The following is a 15,611-nucleotide window of genomic DNA, read 5'->3' as shown; positions in this document are numbered from 1 at the left end:
CTTTTGCGCCGATAACGTCGGCTTTATGTTCGACCACCTCCCCCGCACCGAGAGGCGTCCATGATCGGTGCCATCGCCGACGACTTCACCGGCGCCACCGACGTGGCCGTGGCCATGCGCCGCCGCGGCCTGCGTACCGTCCTGTACTTCGGGCTGCCGCCACAGGGCACCGAGCCGCCCGAGCACGACGTCGTCGTGATCGCGCTCAAGACCCGTACGATCCCCAAAGCCGACGCGGTGGCGCGGACGCTGCGCGCGCTGCGCTGGCTGCGGGCGCACGGCGCGGCGCGGCAGGTCTACTTCAAGTACTGCTCGACGTTCGACTCCACCCGCGACGGCAACATCGGCCCGGTGCTCGACGCGCTGGCCGACGCCATGGAGGTGCCGCTGGTCGCGATGACGCCGAGCTCTCCCGAGCACGGCCGCACGCAGTACAACGGCTACCTGTTCGTCGGCGACGTGCTGCTCGGCGAGTCGCACATGCGGCACCATCCGCTCACGCCGATGACCGACTCGTACCTGCCGCGGCTGCTCGAGGCGCAGAGCGCCTACCGGGCGGGTGTCGTGACGCTCGACCAGGTCCGCGGGCACGTGGTCGAACAGCGGCTGGCCGAGCTGCGCGAGCACGGCGTGCGGTACGCGTTCGTGGACGCGCTGGACGACTCCGACCTGGAGGTGTCGGGGCGGGCGCTGGCGGGAGCGCGGCTGGTGGCGGGCGCGGCGGGGCTGGCCGGCGGGCTGGCGGCGGCGCACGCGCGCACCGGTGGCGGCGAGCCGCCCGCGCCCGCGCCCTCCGGGGTGGCCGCGGTGCTCGCAGGGAGCTGCTCGGCCCGTACGTTGGAGCAGGTCGCGGCCATGATCGAGGCGGGCAGGCCGGCGTACCGGCTGGACGCGCTGACCGACCGCGACCCGGTCTCGCTGGCCCGCGGCGCCCTGGCCTGGTACGACCACCTGCCGCCCGGCTCGGGGGCGCCCCTCATCTACTCCTCGCTCGAACCGGCGGCGCTGCGCCGCGTCCAGCAGATCCTCGGCACCGAACGCTCGGCCACGATCCTGGAGCACGCGCTCGGCGACATCGCGCGCGGCCTGGTGGAGCGGGGCGTCACGCGGGTGATCTCGGCGGGCGGCGAGACTTCGGGCGCGATCGTGAGCGCGCTCGGCGTGCCGGGCGGCATGATCGGCGCGGAGGCGGCGCGCGGCGTGCCGTGGATCCACACCCCGGACGGCCTGTCGCTGCTGCTCAAGTCCGGCAACTTCGGCGAACCCGACCTGCTGGTGGAGGCGTCCCGATGACATCACCGGAATTCGACGGGCAGCGCCGGGAGATCATCGCCGCCGCCCGCTCCCTGTTCGCGCGCGGCCTCACCCACGGCAGTACCGGCAATCTGTCCGTACGGGTCGGCGACCGCGTGCTCGTCACCCCGACCGGCTCCAGCCTGGGCACGGTCGAGGCCGCCGACCTGTCGCTGATCGACCTGACCGGCGCGCACGTGGCCGGGCCCAAACCGTCGAAGGAGGCGTTCCTGCACGCCGCGCTCCTGCGGGCCAGGCCGGACGCGGGCGCGGTGGTGCACACGCACTCCACGTACGCCGCCGCCGTGTCGTGCATGGACGGGCTGGACCCCGACGACGCGCTGCCGCCGCTGACCGCGTACTTCGCGATGCGGGTCGGGCGGCTGCCGCTGCTGCCCTACTACGCGCCGGGCGATCCGGCGCTGGGCCCGGCAGCCGAGGAGAAGGCGCGCACGCACCGGGCGCTGCTGCTGAGCAACCACGGCCCGATCGTCGCGGGCAAGACGCTCGGCGCGGCCATGGACGCCGTGGAGGAGCTGGAGGAGACGGCCAAGCTCTTCCTCCTCCTGCGCGGCCTGCCCACCCGCCCGCTCACCCCGGAGCAGCGTGAAGCTCTCGCCGATCCGCGCACGTGATCGTCGCTCTGGCTCCATGGTCCCGGCTCCGCGGAACAGGAGATGCTCCTGACCGCGGAGCCGGCCGGCTGACCGGGCGTGCGCCGTGTCAGGGCAGCAGGCCCAGACGGCGGGCGGTGGCGGCGGCCTGGGTGCGGGTTGAGACGCCGAGCTTGCCGAGGATGTTGGACACGTGGACGCTCACCGTCTTCTGTGCGATGAACAGCCGCTCGGCGATCTCCCTGTTGGTCAGCCCCTCGGCCACCAGCCGCAGCACCTCGATCTCCCGCGCGGTCAGCCGCCCCTCGGCCGGCTCAACGGCCGCCCCCGCCCGGGGCTCGCCCGCACGGGAGCCGCCGCCGGCGGCGATGCCGAAGCGGGCGCGACGCCCGAAGTCGAGCAGCGCGTTCTCCAGCGGCACGGCCCGCAGCTTGCCCGCGACCTCCCTGGCCGCCTCCCACTCCGCCTGGGCCGCCTCGCGGTCGCCCGCCGCGAGCAGCGCCTCGGCGAGCCGCCAGCGGGCGCGCGCGGCCTCGTACACGAAGCCGTAGTCGAACGCCTCGACGACCTTGCGGCACAGCTCGACGTCGAGCCGCCCGTGCACGCGGTGCCACTCGGCCTCGACGCGCAGCGTCCACGCCCGCCCCTCGGGGCCGAGGTGCCCGCCACCGCCGGTGGGGCCGTGCTCGGCGGAGAGCCTGGCCTGGGCGCGCAGCTCGTCGGCGCCCTCGGTGGTGCCCAGCTCGGCCAGCGCCCACAGCCCGATGGCGGCGATGCGGACGTTGCCGGCGTCGCCGGGCTGCTGCGCCGCGAGCACCGCGCGTACGTGGTCGAGCGCGGTGGCGGGGTCGCCGTGCCACAGCGCGTGCTCGGCGGCCAGCCCGCGCGACATGTAGGAGGCGAGCGCGTCGGACCAGAACGGCCGCAGCCAGCTCAGCCGCGACTCGACCGCGGGCAGGCCGCGCGCCACCTCGATGAACAGCGCGAACGACGACAGGATGGCCTCGGGGACCGTGCCGACCCTGGCCCCGAACCCGGCCGCCATGGTCTCGGCCGCGTCCCACTCGCCGGCGACGTAGTGGATGAGGAAGCGCAGGAAGCGCAGGTCAGTGCCGTACGTGCTCCACATGAGCCCGGTCTCGGACGCCAGGCGGATGCCGTCGTCGGCCACCTCGGCGGCGTGTTCGAGCACCCCCTGCTCGTAGTGGATGCGGGCGTGGTGGAAGCGGGCCCGCAGGTCCATGGCGAGATCGCCGGTGGGCCCCGCCATGGCCCGGTCGACCAGGTCGTGAGCCCGGTGCATGTCGCCGGCCACCTCGGCGTAGACGGCCAGCGTGAGCAGAGCGCCGACCTCGGCGTCTCTGGCCCCGGCCGCGCGGGCGAGCTCCAGCGCCCGGGTGGCCAGCTCCTCGGCCTCGTGATGGCGCGGGCTCCACAGCAGGGTGCGGGCGTAGGTGGCCATGGCGCGGGCGAGCGTCGCGGGCTCGCCCGCGCTCTCGACGGCGCGCTCGGCCACCTCAACCGCCGCGTCCTCGTCGTTCATCTCGTAGAGGTAATAGGCGAGCCGCTCGCACACCTCGGACGTCTGCGGCAGCACGCGGAGCTGCGTCACCGCGCGGTGCTTGTCGCCGCTGTCGGCCGCCATGACCGCGCTGCGGAACGCCAGCTTCACGCGGCTCTCCCCGGCCAGCCGCTCGGCGTCGTCGACCCGCTCCCACAGCGACAGCGCGCGGTCGTAGTGGCGGTGGGCCTCGGCGGGCGCGCCGACCCGCTCGGCCTCCCTGCCCGCCTCGACGGAGGCCGCGAGCGCGCCCGGCAGGTCATGGCCGGCCAGATGGTGGTGCGCCAGCTCGGCGGGCGAGGTGAGCAGGCGGGCGAAGGCGGCGTGGAGGCGGGTGCGCTCGCCCGGCAGCAGGTCGTTGTAGACGGCCTCCTGGAGCAGCGCGTGGCGGAAGGCGTAGCCGTGGCCGCGCACCTTGAGCAGGCCGCGCGAGACGATCTCCCTGACCGCCTCCTCGAACTCGGCGAGCGGCAGCCCCGACACCTCGCGCAGCAGCTCGTCCTCCACCCTGCGCCCGGCCACGGCGGCGGCGCGCAGCACCCGCTGACCGGCCTCCGACAGCACCTCGACCCTGGACAGCAGCAGACCGGCCAGCTCGTCGGGCAGGTCGTCGCCCTCGGCCATGGCGGCATAAAGCTCTTCGGCATAGAACGGGTTGCCGTCGGCGCGGGAGACGATGAGCCCGAGGCTCTGGGCGTCGATGTCGCCCAGCGTGGCGACGTAGTCGGCCATCTCGCCGTCGCCCAGCGGCCCGAGCTCCACGCTCGTCACCGTGGGCAGGCGCTTGAGCTCGGCCAGAACGGGCCTGAGCGGGTGGCGGCGGTGCAGGTCGTCGGTGCGGTAGGTGCCGACCACGCACACCCGCTCGCTCTGCAGCATGCGGCTGAGGAAGACCAGCAGGTCGCGGGTGGACCGGTCGGCCCAGTGCAGGTCTTCGATGACGAACAGCACCGGCTGCACGTCGGCGAGCAGCCCGAGCAGTGAGCCGAACAGCCGCTGCTGGGTGAGCCCGGTGGCGGGCGCGCTCTCCGTGCCGGGCAGTAGCTGGCCCAGCATGGGGTGGGCGGCGGCGGCCTCGCGCACGGCCGGCTCGGCGCTGCGCAGCGCGTCGGCCAGCGGCAGGTAGGGCAGCGCGTCGCCCAGCTCGGCGCACTGGCCGACCAGGACGTGGAAGCCGCGCGAGCGGGCCTCGGCGACCAGCTCGGCGGCCAGCCGGGTCTTGCCGATGCCGGCGTCGCCGCCGACGAGCGCCACACCCGCCACGCCGTCGGCGGCCGAGCTGAGCGCTCGCAGCAGTCCGGCCAGCTCAGCGGCTCGCCCGACGAAAAGACCTGTCACGCCTGCAAACTATGCCATTTTCCACCGACAGCCGATTGGTCCACGGGACCGCCCGGCGATTGGCCCTCCTGGCCGGACCAAACCGGGCCTAGATTGCTCCCCGTGATTGATCCGACGACGTTCGCCGTCTTCCTGACGGTCAGCATCACCGTGGTCCTGATCCCCGGGCCCAACCACCTCTACATCACCGCACGCGGGCTCTCCCAGGGCCGGGCGGCCGGTCTGGCCAGCGCGTTCGGCGTGGAGACTGGCACGCTCCTGCACATCGCGGCCGCCGCCGCGGGCCTGTCGTACGCGATCGCGCAGTCCGCCACGCTGTTCTCGATCATCAAGTGGGCGGGCGTCGCCTACCTCGTCTACCTGGGCGTGCGCGCGTTCACCGGCAAGGAGCAGCAGGCCGGCGCGCCCGAGCCGCAGCCGCTGCGCAAGGTGTTCCTCGAAGGACTGCTGGTCAACGTGCTGAATCCCAAGGTGGCGCTGTTCTTCCTGGCGTTCCTTCCGCAGTTCGTGGACCCCCGCGCGGGCTCGCCCGCGCTGCAGGTGGTGGTGCTCGGCCTCACGCTGCTGCTGGTCGGCCTGATCTCTGATGTCGCGTACGCCGTCACCGCCGGTGCGATCGGCCGCCGCCTCACCCGAGCGGCCAAGCCCATGCGGTACGCCAGCGGCGGCGTCTACCTCGCCTTGGGCGTGCTCACGGCGTTCGCCGCGCGAGAATAGCCTCCATGGCGCCCAGGAAGCAGCGGGAGATCTTCGACGCGACCCTGCGGCTGGTGGCCGAGCGGGGCTATGACGGGCTGACCGTCGAGGGGGTCGCCGAGCGCTCCGGCGTCAACAAGACCACGATCTACCGCTGGTGGCCGTCGAAGGCGGCGCTGCTGGGTGCGGCGCTGGTGGAGTCCGACGTGCTCGGCTTCGCCGTGCCCGACACGGGGAGCCTGCGCGGTGACCTGATCGCCCTGGTGGAGGGCGTACGGCGGCTGCTGACCGAGCCGCCGGGCAGCGACATCGCGGTGGCCGCGCTCGCCGCCGCCGTCCGGCACCCCGAGCTGGACGGGCGGCGGTTCTTCGCCGACCGGTTCGCCAAGGAGCGGGAGATCTTCGAGCGCGCCGCCCGCAGGGGCGAGCCCGCCGCGTCCGCCGACCCGCTGCTGATCATGGACCTGCTCGCCGGGGCGGTGTGGATGCGGGCGGTGCTGCGCGGCATGAAGGTCGGCGACGACTTCGCCGCCGAGGCCGTCGCCCTGGTCCTCGACGGCGCGTCACAGGTCGCGGAGCGCCCGTAGCTCGCTGACCACCTCGGCGCCGGGAGGCGGCGGCCATGTTCGGCGGCCATGTTCGGCGGCCATGTTCGGCGCCCAGGCCGCCCCGGCGAGCCGAGCGTCAGGGGGTCTCGGACAGCGCGGCCGGGATGCGGTCGAGCACCGGGTACGGCACCAGCCCGTACGCGTAGAAGTCGATCGCCATCGCGCCGGCCGCCTTCGCGCCCCGCGCCTTGGCCACCAGCCGGTCGGTGGAGTCGCTGTCGGGATGGCCCGGCCGCAGCACCGCGCGCACCTCGCGGTCCTTGCCCACCGAACGCAGGTAGGCGGCGACGTCGTCGGCCACCCGCGCCGCGTCGCGCGCGTACGCGAGCACGCCGAACGCGGGCACGAGGTCGCCGAGCGCCACCAGGTCGACGCCGAACTGCCAGGCGTCGTGGGCGGCCAGGCCGGGGGTGGGCAGGCCGTCGGCGTACCCCTTGACCGCACCCGTGGAGTCGATGAACACCAGCTTCGAGCCCTCATCGGCCACCGCCGATGCCACCTCGGACACCAGCGTGGTGACGGTCTCGGAGCGGGCGCGGGCGTAGGCCACCACGTCGGGCCCCGCGTACGCGGTCAGCGCCGCCCTCGTCACCTCGCCCTGCGCGGGCGGGTCGCCGTCGAAGACGCCGCCCACGATGCGCGCGCACTCCTCGCGCGCCACCTCGGCGTCGACGCCGAGGTCGGTGGCCCGGCGCATGCAGTAGTCGCAGAAGCAGAGCCCGAACAGGTAGGCGTCCATGGGCCCGAGCGGCACGAAGGAGCGCTGCGGCTTCAGCGGCCTGAAGTGCAGCGACTCGGCCACCACGCTGTCGGCGCCGAGCCTGGCCACCGCCCTGGCCAGCGCGACCGCGTACGCGCGCACGTCGGGGTGGGCCGGGCACAGGTCGGTGAGCGAGCCGCGGTCGCCGAAGCAGTCGCGCACGGTCACGTCGGGGTGTTCGGTGCCGAGCGTGGCGTTGCGCAGGAAGACCGTCCAGGCGTGCAGCTTCAGCGACCGTTTCGCGCACGCCTCGGCGAGCCCGTCGAGCGCGTCGGTGTAGCCGGGGACGGGCCGCAGCCGCAGCCCGTCGAACAGCTCGGGCGGCGGCGTGAAGTGGGCGCCGTCGTGGCGCAGGGTCAGCCGGGACAGCCCGTGGGGGGTGACGTCGCGGGAGGCGTGGTGGACGGCGCCGACGGTGACGCCGGACACGCCGTAGCCGCTGATCCTGTCGAGCACCCGCTCGACGCCCTCGCCGCGCAGGTCCTCGACGAAGACGTACACCGAACTGTCCACAGCCGCACCTCAGGCGCTCTTGTGCGCGACGAAGTCGATCTCGACGAGGATGTCCATCAGCTCGGAGCCCACGGTGGTGCGCACCGGGTAGGGCGGGGTGAAGTAGGACTTGTAGACCTCGTTGTAGGCGGCGAAGTCGCGCTTGACGTGCTGGAGGTGCACGGTGGCCTTGATGACGTCGTCGTAGCCGAGGCCGTGGGCGGCGAGGATGGCGCCGAGGTTGCGCATCACCTGGTGGGTCTGGGTGGCGACGTCGTCGCCGACGATTTCGCCGGTGTGGGGGTCGAGCGGGCCCATGCCGGAGGTGAAGACGAAGTCCCCGACCACGAGCCCTTGGGAGTAGGCGCCGACCGGGGCTGCGCCCTCCGTGGTCCTGAGCTCCTTTTTCACGAGATCTCCCTAGAAGTTGGTGCGTATCGTGCCAACGACACGGTAATCCCGGTCCACCAGCGGCAGCACGCGCCACTTGTCGAAGGCCGTGCAGGGATGGGAGATGCCGAAGGCCAGCAGGTCGCCGGGCTTGAGCCCGGCGGCGCGTACCACGGTGTGCTGGTCCTGCATCTTCAGGATCGTCACGCCGCCCCTGCGCGGGATCGGCAGGCCCTCGTCGTAGGGGGCGTCGCGCTTGCCCATGCCGACGATCGCGAGGTCCGGCTCGGGCGTGGACAGCACGTGCGCCCACACCTCCAGCGCCGGGCGCAGCTCGCCGTCGATGCGGTTGAACGGCGTGCGCTCGCGGTAGAAGCCGTCGTCGTGGGTGACGTACGCGCCGCTGCGCAGCAGGATGCGGGCCTGGGTGGCGACCAGCTCGCGGCCGATCACGTCGAACCACTGGCTGCCGCCGACGGTCAGGATGGGACGTTTGAGCCGGACGTACTCGACGGCCTCCTGCAGCGCGGCCAGATATTTCCGGACTTCTTCGGCGCTCTTCAGGCCGCCCTCGTAGCCCGCCACCCCGGCCAGCTCGACGCCGGGCGTGCGCTGCGCGTACGCGGCCACCTCCAGCAGCCGCTCCAGCGAGCGGCAGCCGGCCCGCCCGCCCTCGTGGCCCAGCTCCACCAGCACCGGGAACGGCCGCGCGCCCGCATGGCGGGCGAGGATGTCGATGGCGGCCTCGGAGTCGGCGAAGCTCAGCAGCTCGAACGCGGGGTCGCGGTCCAGCTCGGCCGCCGCCCAGGCCAGCCCCGCCGGATCGACCACCTGGTTGGCCACCATGACGCGGCCGACGCCGAAACCCCTGACGGTCCTGGCCTGCTTCAGCGTCGCCACCGTGAGCCCCCACGCCCCCGCGGCGAGCTGCATCGCGGCGATCTCCGCCGACATGTGCGTCTTGGCGTGCGGCGCCAGCTCCATGCCGTGATCGCGGACGAACGCGGCCATCGTGGCGACGTTGTGCTCCAGCGCGTCGCGGTGCACCAGCATCGCGGGAAACTCCAGGCCGCCGTCGAAGACCGACTGACCGAGGATCGCCGGCACCACACCCCCTTCGTCCGCGTCCGACCCTATCCCAACCGGGCGCTCCGGCCGCGCGCTCACCTGCCGTCCGGTCGCCGTACGCTCCGGCCGCGCGCTCACGGGCGCAGCGCCCGGCCCGGGGTGGCGCCGGTCAGCTCGCCGCGCGCCAGCACGGGCACGCCCGACACCAGCACGTCGTCCACGCCCTCGGCGAGCGTGCGCGGCGCCGGGTAGGTCGCGAGGTCGGTCACCGTGTCCGGGTCGAAGATCACCACGTCGGCGGCGCAGCCCTGCCGCAGCAGCCCGCGGTCGAGCAGGCCGAAGCGGCGCGCCGGGTGGGCCGACAGGTGCGTCACCGCCTGCTCCCACGTCCAGTCGCCCAGCTCCCTGACGTGCCGGCCGAGGAACCTCGCGAACGCGCCGTAGCCGCGCGGATGGGGGTGGCCGCCCACGTAGATGCCGTCGGAGCCGCCGGTCTGCGAGGGGTGGCGCAGCATCCTGCGTACGGACTCCTCCCCCTTCGGGCCCTCGTCGGGACGGGCCGAGACCACGCCCGCCTCCAGCCGCGTCTCCACCAGCAGCCGGCGGCAGAACTCAGCAGGCGTCACCTCGGCACGCTCGGCCGCCGCGACCATGGTCAGGCCCTCGGCCCACTCCAGGCCGGGCGCGTGCGAGACGGTCAGGCGCGGCCAGACGGCGTCCAGCGTCGGCCACCAGTCGTCGAGCACGCCCGAGCCGATCATCTCGATCGCCGCGTCCGGCTCGGCGCCCGGCACCTGGGGCGGCAGCACGACCATCGCGAGTATCGTGTTGCCGCGCAGGTAGGGGTAGGTGTCGAAGGTCAGGTCCACGCCCTCGGCGAGCGCCCGCTCGACCAGCGGCAGCAGCACGTCGGCAGGGCCGTGCAGGTGGGAGACGTGCACGGCGGCCCCCGACCGCTCGGCGATCTCCATCACCTCCGTCATCCCGATCTCGGCGCGCTCGCCGTAGGCGCGCATGTGGGTGACGTACGGCAGCCCGCCCAGCGGGGCGCACAGCGCGGCCAGCTCCGCCGCGTCGGCGTAGCGTCCTGGCAGGTATTCGAGGCCGCTCGACAGACCCACCGCGCCCTCCGACAGGCCGCGCTCGACGCGGCGCACCATCTCGTCGAGGTCGCCGGGCGCGGCGCGGTCGGGCGACGGGCCCATGACGTCGTAGCGGATCGTGCCGTGCGGCAGCAGGTACGCGGTGTTCAGCGCCACCGCCCGGTCGTAGCCGTCGAGCAGCTCGCGCACGCTCAGCGGACCGTCGGTCAGCGCGCCGTTGACGGCGGCGAAGTAGCGCGCGGCGTAGGCCACCGTCGCCGCCGAGCCGGGCGCGAACGACAGCCCGTCCTGGCCCAGCACGAACGTCGTCACACCCTGCCGCAGCGCCGCCCGCTGCACCGCCTTGTCGAACACGGCGGCGTCGCCGTGGGCGTGGCAGTCGACGAACCCCGGCGCGACGAACCGCCCGGTCGCGTCGATCACCGTGCCCGCCCCTGCCGGGTCGATCCTGCCGATCGCCGCGATGCGATCACCCGTGATCGCCACGTCCGCGCGGAACGGCGGGGCGCCCGTGCCGTCGAGCACCCGGCCGCCGCTGATCACTACGTCGAAGGTCACTCCAGGATTCAATCAGAGCCGCCGCGCCGGACATGAGGTCTGGGGCAGCAACGGGCGCTCGGCGAGCAGGGCGCGGGCCTGGGCCCGGGCCAGGTTCCAGCCGTTCCACGGGTCGGGCTCGGCCAGGCCGTTGGCGCGTACGACGTCGCGCAGCACGCAACTGCGCTGCGGCTCCGGCAGCCGGTCGAGCGCCGGCACCGCCTCCGCGCCCAGGTCGCCCAGGTAGCCGGAGTCGAGGTTGGTGACGCCGCGGATCTCCACCTGCGTCCGCGCGACCTGCAGATCGGGGTTGGCGAGCGCGAACGCGCCCAGGCTCAGGCCCGTGACCAGCACGATCGTACGGGGGAGCCAGCCGATGCCGCGGCCCGCCAGCCGTACCGCGCCGGCCACCAGCACCAGCGCGAACAGCGCACCCAGCCACCACACCGTCGCCTGCACCGACAGCCGCAGCCGCGACAGGCCGTAGGCGTCGGTGTAGAGGTTCATGCGGTGCAGCGCCGAGGCCAGCACCACCATGGTCAGCCCGCACAGCACGCCCAGCAGCGCCGCCAGCACCCAGCGCTCCCGGCGCCCCACCTTCAGCAGGCCCGCCGCCACCGCCACGATGCCCAGCACGAACACGCTGACCACCACGAGCTGGAAGAACCCCTGCCTGGCGTACTCGGCGTAGGTCAGCCCCGCCGTCTCCAGCACCAGCGCGTCACCGCCGAACAGCGCCGTGATCTGCACCGCCACGAACGCCGCGAAGAGCAGGTTCACCGCCGTCAGCGGCACCAGCCAGACGCTCCTGCTGACCTCGAACCTGGTCGCCGGCCCCGCGGGATCCACCACCGGCCGCAGCGCCACCAGCACCACCGCCGCCGGCAGCACCCCGAACACCCCGAACAGGAAGATCCGCACCGGCACCTGCTCCACCCAGGCGGGTGCCGCCGTCAGGCGCTCCACGTACGTGGCGAACACCGCGTCCGCCGACGCGAACAGCACCCCGAACACCAGCAGCAGCACCGCCGTGATGCCCAGCGCGGCCAGCGTCGGCAGCACCCGCCGCCGCGCCGTCAGCCGCTTCATCGGCCCGGCCAGGAACCACGGCACCGGGCCCAGCGCCAGCAGCACCGACAGGCCGCCCCTGATCACGCCCATCCAGCCCTTGCCCGCGCCCGACACGGCCAGCGCGCCCAGCCCCGCCCCCGCCGGCAGCAGGATCGCGACCAGCCAGTCCGCGTCGCGCACCGCCGCCATCGCGACCAGCCAGTACGCTGTCGCGCCGAACGCCACCGTCCACGGCGTCACCCGCCGCAGCACCGCCGACAGCGCCGCCCCTCCCAGCACCACCGCGACCAGCACCAGGCCCAGCCCTGCCTGCGCCTCCGGCAGCGCCACCGCCGCGAACGCCCCGGCCCCGGCCGCCGCAGGCAACACCCACTTCGGCGCCTCAGGCACCTCCGGCCTGGGGAAGAGCGGCGGCGGCACATAAGCCGCCCCCCGATATCCCCCACCGCCCATGCCGGCGCCCCGGCCGGCGCCGTCTGGCCTGCGCTCCCTACGGCTCCCGCGCCGCTTCCGGCCCCCGCACCGCCTACGACCCCTGCGCCGCCTGCGGCCACCTCACCCAGCCGGCTCGCCGGGACCAGGTGATGCGCGGAGCCCTGCTGGTAGGCGATCTGGCGCCGGTGGTACTCGGCCGCGGCCGCACGCCGAGCCGACCTGACCCCCAGGGCGGCACCGGCGGCCCCGCACGCCCCGACGCAGCCGGCCAGCGTGAGGAACGCCCCCGCATCGCTCACGACCGCGGCGGCCGGCACAGCGGCGAAGAGCCCCACCGGGAACCCGGCCACGACTCCGATCAGCCCGCCCACGATCAGCCGCACCAACCCGCTGGGCCCACCCGCATACGCCACCGCCGCCAGAGCACCCGCCGCGCCACCGCCGCCGGCCTCCGCGCTGCCCGCGCGAACGTCCTCGCCGGCGGCGCCAGAGTCCTCGCCGCCGGTCTCAGCGGCCGGTCCGCCGGCGCGCACGTCCAGGTCGCAGGCGTGCGCGTCCAGGTTGCAGGCGCCCGCGCTCGTGCCGCTGGCCGCATCCTCCGAACCGCTGCTCCACGTGCCCAGGCCCCTGGCGGGCGCGTCCACACCCCCGGTGCGCGCGTCCGCGTTGCGGGTGTGGGCGGCCAGGTCAGTGGCGGGCGCGTCTGGCAGTCCGGCTGCGCTGTCCGGAGCGGCGGCGTACGGCGGGCTGCCCACGCCCTCAGCGCCGGAGCCGCCGGCCGTGGCGACCGGCGACCCGATCACGGCCGGAGCACCGGACGCGGCGCTCCCGGGCTGTGCGGCCGCGCCGTCCGCGCCCACCGCCCCAGAGGGCGCGCACTCACCGTACGAAAGCCTGGGCGTGCCCTCCGCACCACCCGACGGCCCGGACGCAGCCCTCGCGCCATCCGGTCCGGATGCGGTGCCGATGGGCGGCGTGGTCGGGTCCGGGGCGCGCACGGCGGAAGACGCGGGCAGCGGGGTGCCGGGGAGCGTGATGCGGTTGGGGAGGTCGACGACCATGCGGCAGCCGGGGCCGTCGTCGATCCGGACGGAGCCGCCGTGCAGTTCGACGATCTCCTTCACGATGGCCAGCCCCAGCCCGGCGCCTCCGGCGTCGGCGGCGCGGCCGGCGTCGAGGCGGGAGAAGCGTTCGAAGACGCGGGCCCGGGCGGAGGCGGGGATGCCGGGGCCCTGGTCGGCGACGGTGAGCCGGACGCCGGGCTCGGAGGCGGCCGCGTTCACGGTGACGGTCCCGCCGGGCGGGCTGTGCCGTACGGCGTTGTCGAGGAGGTTGGCGAGAACCTGGGCGAGCAGGTCGGGGTCGGCCCGCAGGACGAGGTCGTCCGGCATGGACGGCCGGATGGAGACGTCCTCGCGGGCCAGCGCGGCCTCGCGGACGGCCTGCTCGGCGAGCGGGGCGAGCGCGACGGCCTCGGCCTCGATGAGGCGGACGCCGGAGTCGAGCCGCGACAGGTCGAGGAGCTGGGCGACGAGCCGGCCGAGCCGTTCGGTCTGGGCGAGCGCGGTGCGCATGGTGACGGGGTCGGCGGCGGAGACGCCGTCGACGACGTTCTCGAGCACGGCGCGCAGCCCGGTGATGGGGGTGCGCAGCTCGTGGCTGACGTTGGCGACGAGCTCACGCCGCTGCCGATCGACCTCGCCGAGGTCGGCGGCCATCGCGTTGAACGCCCTGGCCAGCTCGCCGACCTCGTCCCGCGATGTGGCGGCGACGCGCAGGTTGTAGTTGCCCTTGGCGATGGTCTGGGCGGCGCGGGCCATCTGGCGCAGCGGCTTGGTCATGCCCATGGCGAGGACCTGCACCATGATCAGGGCGAGGACGACGGCGACGGCGATGCGCACTTCGCGGGAGAGCCCGGAGTTGATGCCGACCTCGTTGACGACGAACGCGGTGCCGACGGCCAGCACGATCACGATGCCGAGCTTGACCTTGATGCGGCCGAGGAAGTCGAGGGGGTTCATCGGGTGACCAGGGCGTAGCCGACGCCGTGCACGGTGCGTACGACGTCGGAGCCGAGCTTGCGGCGCAGCGCGCGCACGTGGCTGTCGACGGTCCTGGTGGCGGCCGCCTCGGAGAAGCCCCACACGTCCGACAGCAGCCGGTCGCGCTCGAAGACGTGACCGGGGCGTTCGGCGAGGCGGCGCAGCAGGTCGAACTCGGTCCTGGTGAGCTGGGCCTCGACGCCGCGCACGAAGACGCGGCGGGCGGCGGTGTCGATCTCGACCTCGCCGGCCCTGATCACGGTGTCCTCGGCGGCGAGCTGGGCGGCGCGCTCGACGCGGCGCAGCAGGGCGTGGATCCTGGCGACGAGCTCGCGCATGCTGAACGGCTTGGCAAGGTAGTCGTCGGCGCCGACGCCGAGGCCGACGAGCACGTCGGTCTCCTCGCCGAGCGCGGTGAGCATGAGCACGGGGACGGGCCTGGCGGCCTGCATGCGGCGGCACACCTCCAGACCGTCGAGGCCGGGCAGCAGCCGGTCGAGGATCACCAGATCGGGTTCGGCCTTGGCGAACTGGACGAGGGCGTCCTGCCCGTCGGCGGCCACCCTGACGTCGAATCCCTCGGCGGCCAGCCGGTTGCGCACGGCCAGCGCGATCGTCACGTCGTCCTCGACCACGAGGATGCGTCGCTGCTCTGCCACGTACGAAAGCCTAGAAGCGGGCTGTGCAGACGACACTGCCGAAGTCGTGCACATTCCGTGCAGAATTGCCGAATGGACACCACTGCGTATCTCACTCGTCTTGGCCTGCCCTCCTTGCTCGGCGCTCCTCCGAGCGCCGAGAATCTGCGGGCGCTGCACACCGCGCACGTCGAGCGGGTGCCGTACGAGGCGCTGGAGATCTGGCTCGGACGGCGCACGACCGTCGATCCCGAGGAGTCGGCCGCGCGGATACTCAAGGGGCGCGGCGGCTACTGCTACCACCTCAACGGCGCGTTCTCCGCGCTGCTGCGATCGCTGGGCTACGACGTGACCCGGCACGTCGGCGGGGTGCAGATGCGTCACAGCGAGCCGGGGATCACCGGGAACCACCTGGTGCTGACCGCGCGCGGCCTGCCGTCGGACGACAATCCCGGCGGCGAGTGGATGGTGGACGTGGGGCTGGGCGACGCGTTGCACGAGCCGCTGCCGCTGGTCGAGGGCACCTATCGGCAGGGGCCTTTCACGTACGGGCTGCGCCGCTCGGAGGTGGCGCCCGGCGGCTGGCGGCTGGACCACGACCCGAGCGGTTCGTTCCTGGGCATGGACTTCGCCCTTGACCCTGCGGAGATGTCGGCTTTCGCGGATATGCACGAGCATTTGACGACGTCTCCGGAGTCGGGGTTCGTCCGGGTCGCGGTGGTGCAGCGGCGCGACGCGTACGGGGTGGACTGCCTGCGCGGGCTGAGCCTGACCCGCTACGGCAACACGTCGCTGTCGGTGACGCTCGACTCGGCGCGCGACTACTTCGCGGCGCTCAACGACGTCTTCGGGCTGCCGCTCGACGACGTGAGCGCGCAGGAGAAGGACGCGCTGTGGAGCAAGGTGCACGCGGCGCAGGAAGCCTGGCTGGCGGCCAGGGCCTCGTGATGGCCGAGCCCTGTCGA

Annotated in this window: 13 protein-coding genes; 5 read left to right on the top strand and 8 right to left on the bottom strand. The window is 74.0% G+C overall.

Features of this window, described 5'->3' with window-relative positions; genetic code table 11:
- Positions 1–60 precede the first annotated feature (60 nt).
- Together otnK and otnC are read left to right on the top strand one after the other, a co-directional pair.
- Positions 61–1,293, top strand: coding sequence for a 3-oxo-tetronate kinase (otnK, locus tag ACFMQL_RS20005; protein ID WP_378786434.1), 1,233 nt, complete (start codon positions 61–63; stop codon positions 1,291–1,293).
- Positions 1,290–1,928: a 3-oxo-tetronate 4-phosphate decarboxylase gene (gene otnC / locus ACFMQL_RS20000; protein WP_364060492.1), complete on the top strand. Its 639-nt coding sequence runs from the start codon at positions 1,290–1,292 to the stop codon at positions 1,926–1,928. Before otnK ends, otnC begins: the two co-directional genes overlap by 4 nt.
- Before the next feature lie 88 nt (positions 1,929–2,016).
- On the opposite strand, the gene ACFMQL_RS19995 is transcribed toward otnC, so the two are convergent.
- Positions 2,017–4,806 carry an AAA family ATPase gene (locus ACFMQL_RS19995; protein WP_364060489.1) on the bottom strand — a complete coding sequence of 930 codons (2,790 nt, stop codon included), beginning with the start codon at positions 4,804–4,806 and terminating at the stop codon, positions 2,017–2,019.
- 102 nt (positions 4,807–4,908) lie between these two features.
- Here ACFMQL_RS19995 and ACFMQL_RS19990 point away from each other — a divergent pair, with 102 nt between their 5' ends.
- Together ACFMQL_RS19990 and ACFMQL_RS19985 are read left to right on the top strand one after the other, a co-directional pair.
- Positions 4,909–5,523: a LysE family translocator gene (locus ACFMQL_RS19990; protein ID WP_364060486.1), complete on the top strand. Its 615-nt coding sequence runs from the start codon at positions 4,909–4,911 to the stop codon at positions 5,521–5,523.
- 5 nt (positions 5,524–5,528) lie between these two features.
- On the top strand, positions 5,529–6,089 hold the full coding sequence (locus ACFMQL_RS19985; protein ID WP_364060483.1) for a TetR/AcrR family transcriptional regulator: 561 nt from the start codon (positions 5,529–5,531) through the stop codon (positions 6,087–6,089).
- Between the two features lie 97 nt (positions 6,090–6,186).
- Here ACFMQL_RS19985 and ACFMQL_RS19980 read toward each other — a convergent pair whose 3' ends face one another.
- From ACFMQL_RS19980 to ACFMQL_RS19950, 7 genes are all read right to left on the bottom strand, one after another.
- Positions 6,187–7,383, bottom strand: a complete 1,197-nt coding sequence (locus tag ACFMQL_RS19980; protein ID WP_378786431.1) for a hypothetical protein — start codon at positions 7,381–7,383, stop codon at positions 6,187–6,189.
- A 9-nt stretch (positions 7,384–7,392) separates the two neighbouring features.
- Positions 7,393–7,773: a Rid family detoxifying hydrolase gene (locus ACFMQL_RS19975; protein WP_364060477.1), complete on the bottom strand. Its 381-nt coding sequence runs from the start codon at positions 7,771–7,773 to the stop codon at positions 7,393–7,395.
- Between the two features lie 9 nt (positions 7,774–7,782).
- Positions 7,783–8,859, bottom strand: a complete 1,077-nt coding sequence (locus ACFMQL_RS19970) for an alanine racemase (protein WP_364060474.1) — start codon at positions 8,857–8,859, stop codon at positions 7,783–7,785.
- 95 nt (positions 8,860–8,954) lie between these two features.
- Positions 8,955–10,481 (bottom strand): D-aminoacylase, encoded by a 1,527-nt coding sequence (locus tag ACFMQL_RS19965; RefSeq protein WP_364060471.1) that lies wholly within the window; start codon positions 10,479–10,481, stop codon positions 8,955–8,957.
- A 12-nt stretch (positions 10,482–10,493) separates the two neighbouring features.
- A complete protein-coding gene (locus tag ACFMQL_RS19960) occupies positions 10,494–11,861 on the bottom strand; it encodes a DUF4153 domain-containing protein (protein WP_378786428.1) in 1,368 nt (455 codons plus the stop codon).
- Positions 11,768–13,987, bottom strand: a complete 2,220-nt coding sequence (locus tag ACFMQL_RS19955; protein ID WP_378786426.1) for an ATP-binding protein — start codon at positions 13,985–13,987, stop codon at positions 11,768–11,770. The genes ACFMQL_RS19960 and ACFMQL_RS19955 overlap by 94 nt, the downstream gene beginning before the upstream one ends.
- Positions 13,984–14,667, bottom strand: coding sequence for a response regulator transcription factor (locus ACFMQL_RS19950; RefSeq protein ID WP_378786425.1), 684 nt, complete (start codon positions 14,665–14,667; stop codon positions 13,984–13,986). Before ACFMQL_RS19950 ends, ACFMQL_RS19955 begins: the two co-directional genes overlap by 4 nt.
- Before the next feature lie 72 nt (positions 14,668–14,739).
- Between ACFMQL_RS19950 and ACFMQL_RS19945 the strand changes: the two genes are divergently transcribed.
- The gene (locus ACFMQL_RS19945) at positions 14,740–15,594 is read left to right on the top strand and encodes an arylamine N-acetyltransferase (RefSeq protein WP_364060462.1); all 855 of its coding nucleotides are present in this window, start codon (positions 14,740–14,742) and stop codon (positions 15,592–15,594) included.
- Positions 15,595–15,611: the final 17 nt, after the last annotated feature.

The sequence above is a fragment of the Nonomuraea fastidiosa genome, from assembly GCF_042751225.1.
Lineage (GTDB): Bacteria > Actinomycetota > Actinomycetes > Streptosporangiales > Streptosporangiaceae > Nonomuraea > Nonomuraea fastidiosa.
The sequence above is the reverse complement of the archived record's forward strand: the minus strand, read 5'-3'. Positions and strand labels throughout refer to the sequence as shown.

Coding starts and splice junctions, on each gene's coding strand:
- otnK (WP_378786434.1), top strand. CDS start 61: ATGATCGGTGCCATCGCCGACGACTTCACCGGCGCCACCGACGTGGCC.
- otnC (WP_364060492.1), top strand. CDS start 1,290: ATGACATCACCGGAATTCGACGGGCAGCGCCGGGAGATCATCGCCGCC.
- ACFMQL_RS19985 (WP_364060483.1), top strand. CDS start 5,529: ATGGCGCCCAGGAAGCAGCGGGAGATCTTCGACGCGACCCTGCGGCTG.
- ACFMQL_RS19955 (WP_378786426.1), bottom strand. CDS start 13,987: ATGAACCCCCTCGACTTCCTCGGCCGCATCAAGGTCAAGCTCGGCATC.
- ACFMQL_RS19945 (WP_364060462.1), top strand. CDS start 14,740: ATGGACACCACTGCGTATCTCACTCGTCTTGGCCTGCCCTCCTTGCTC.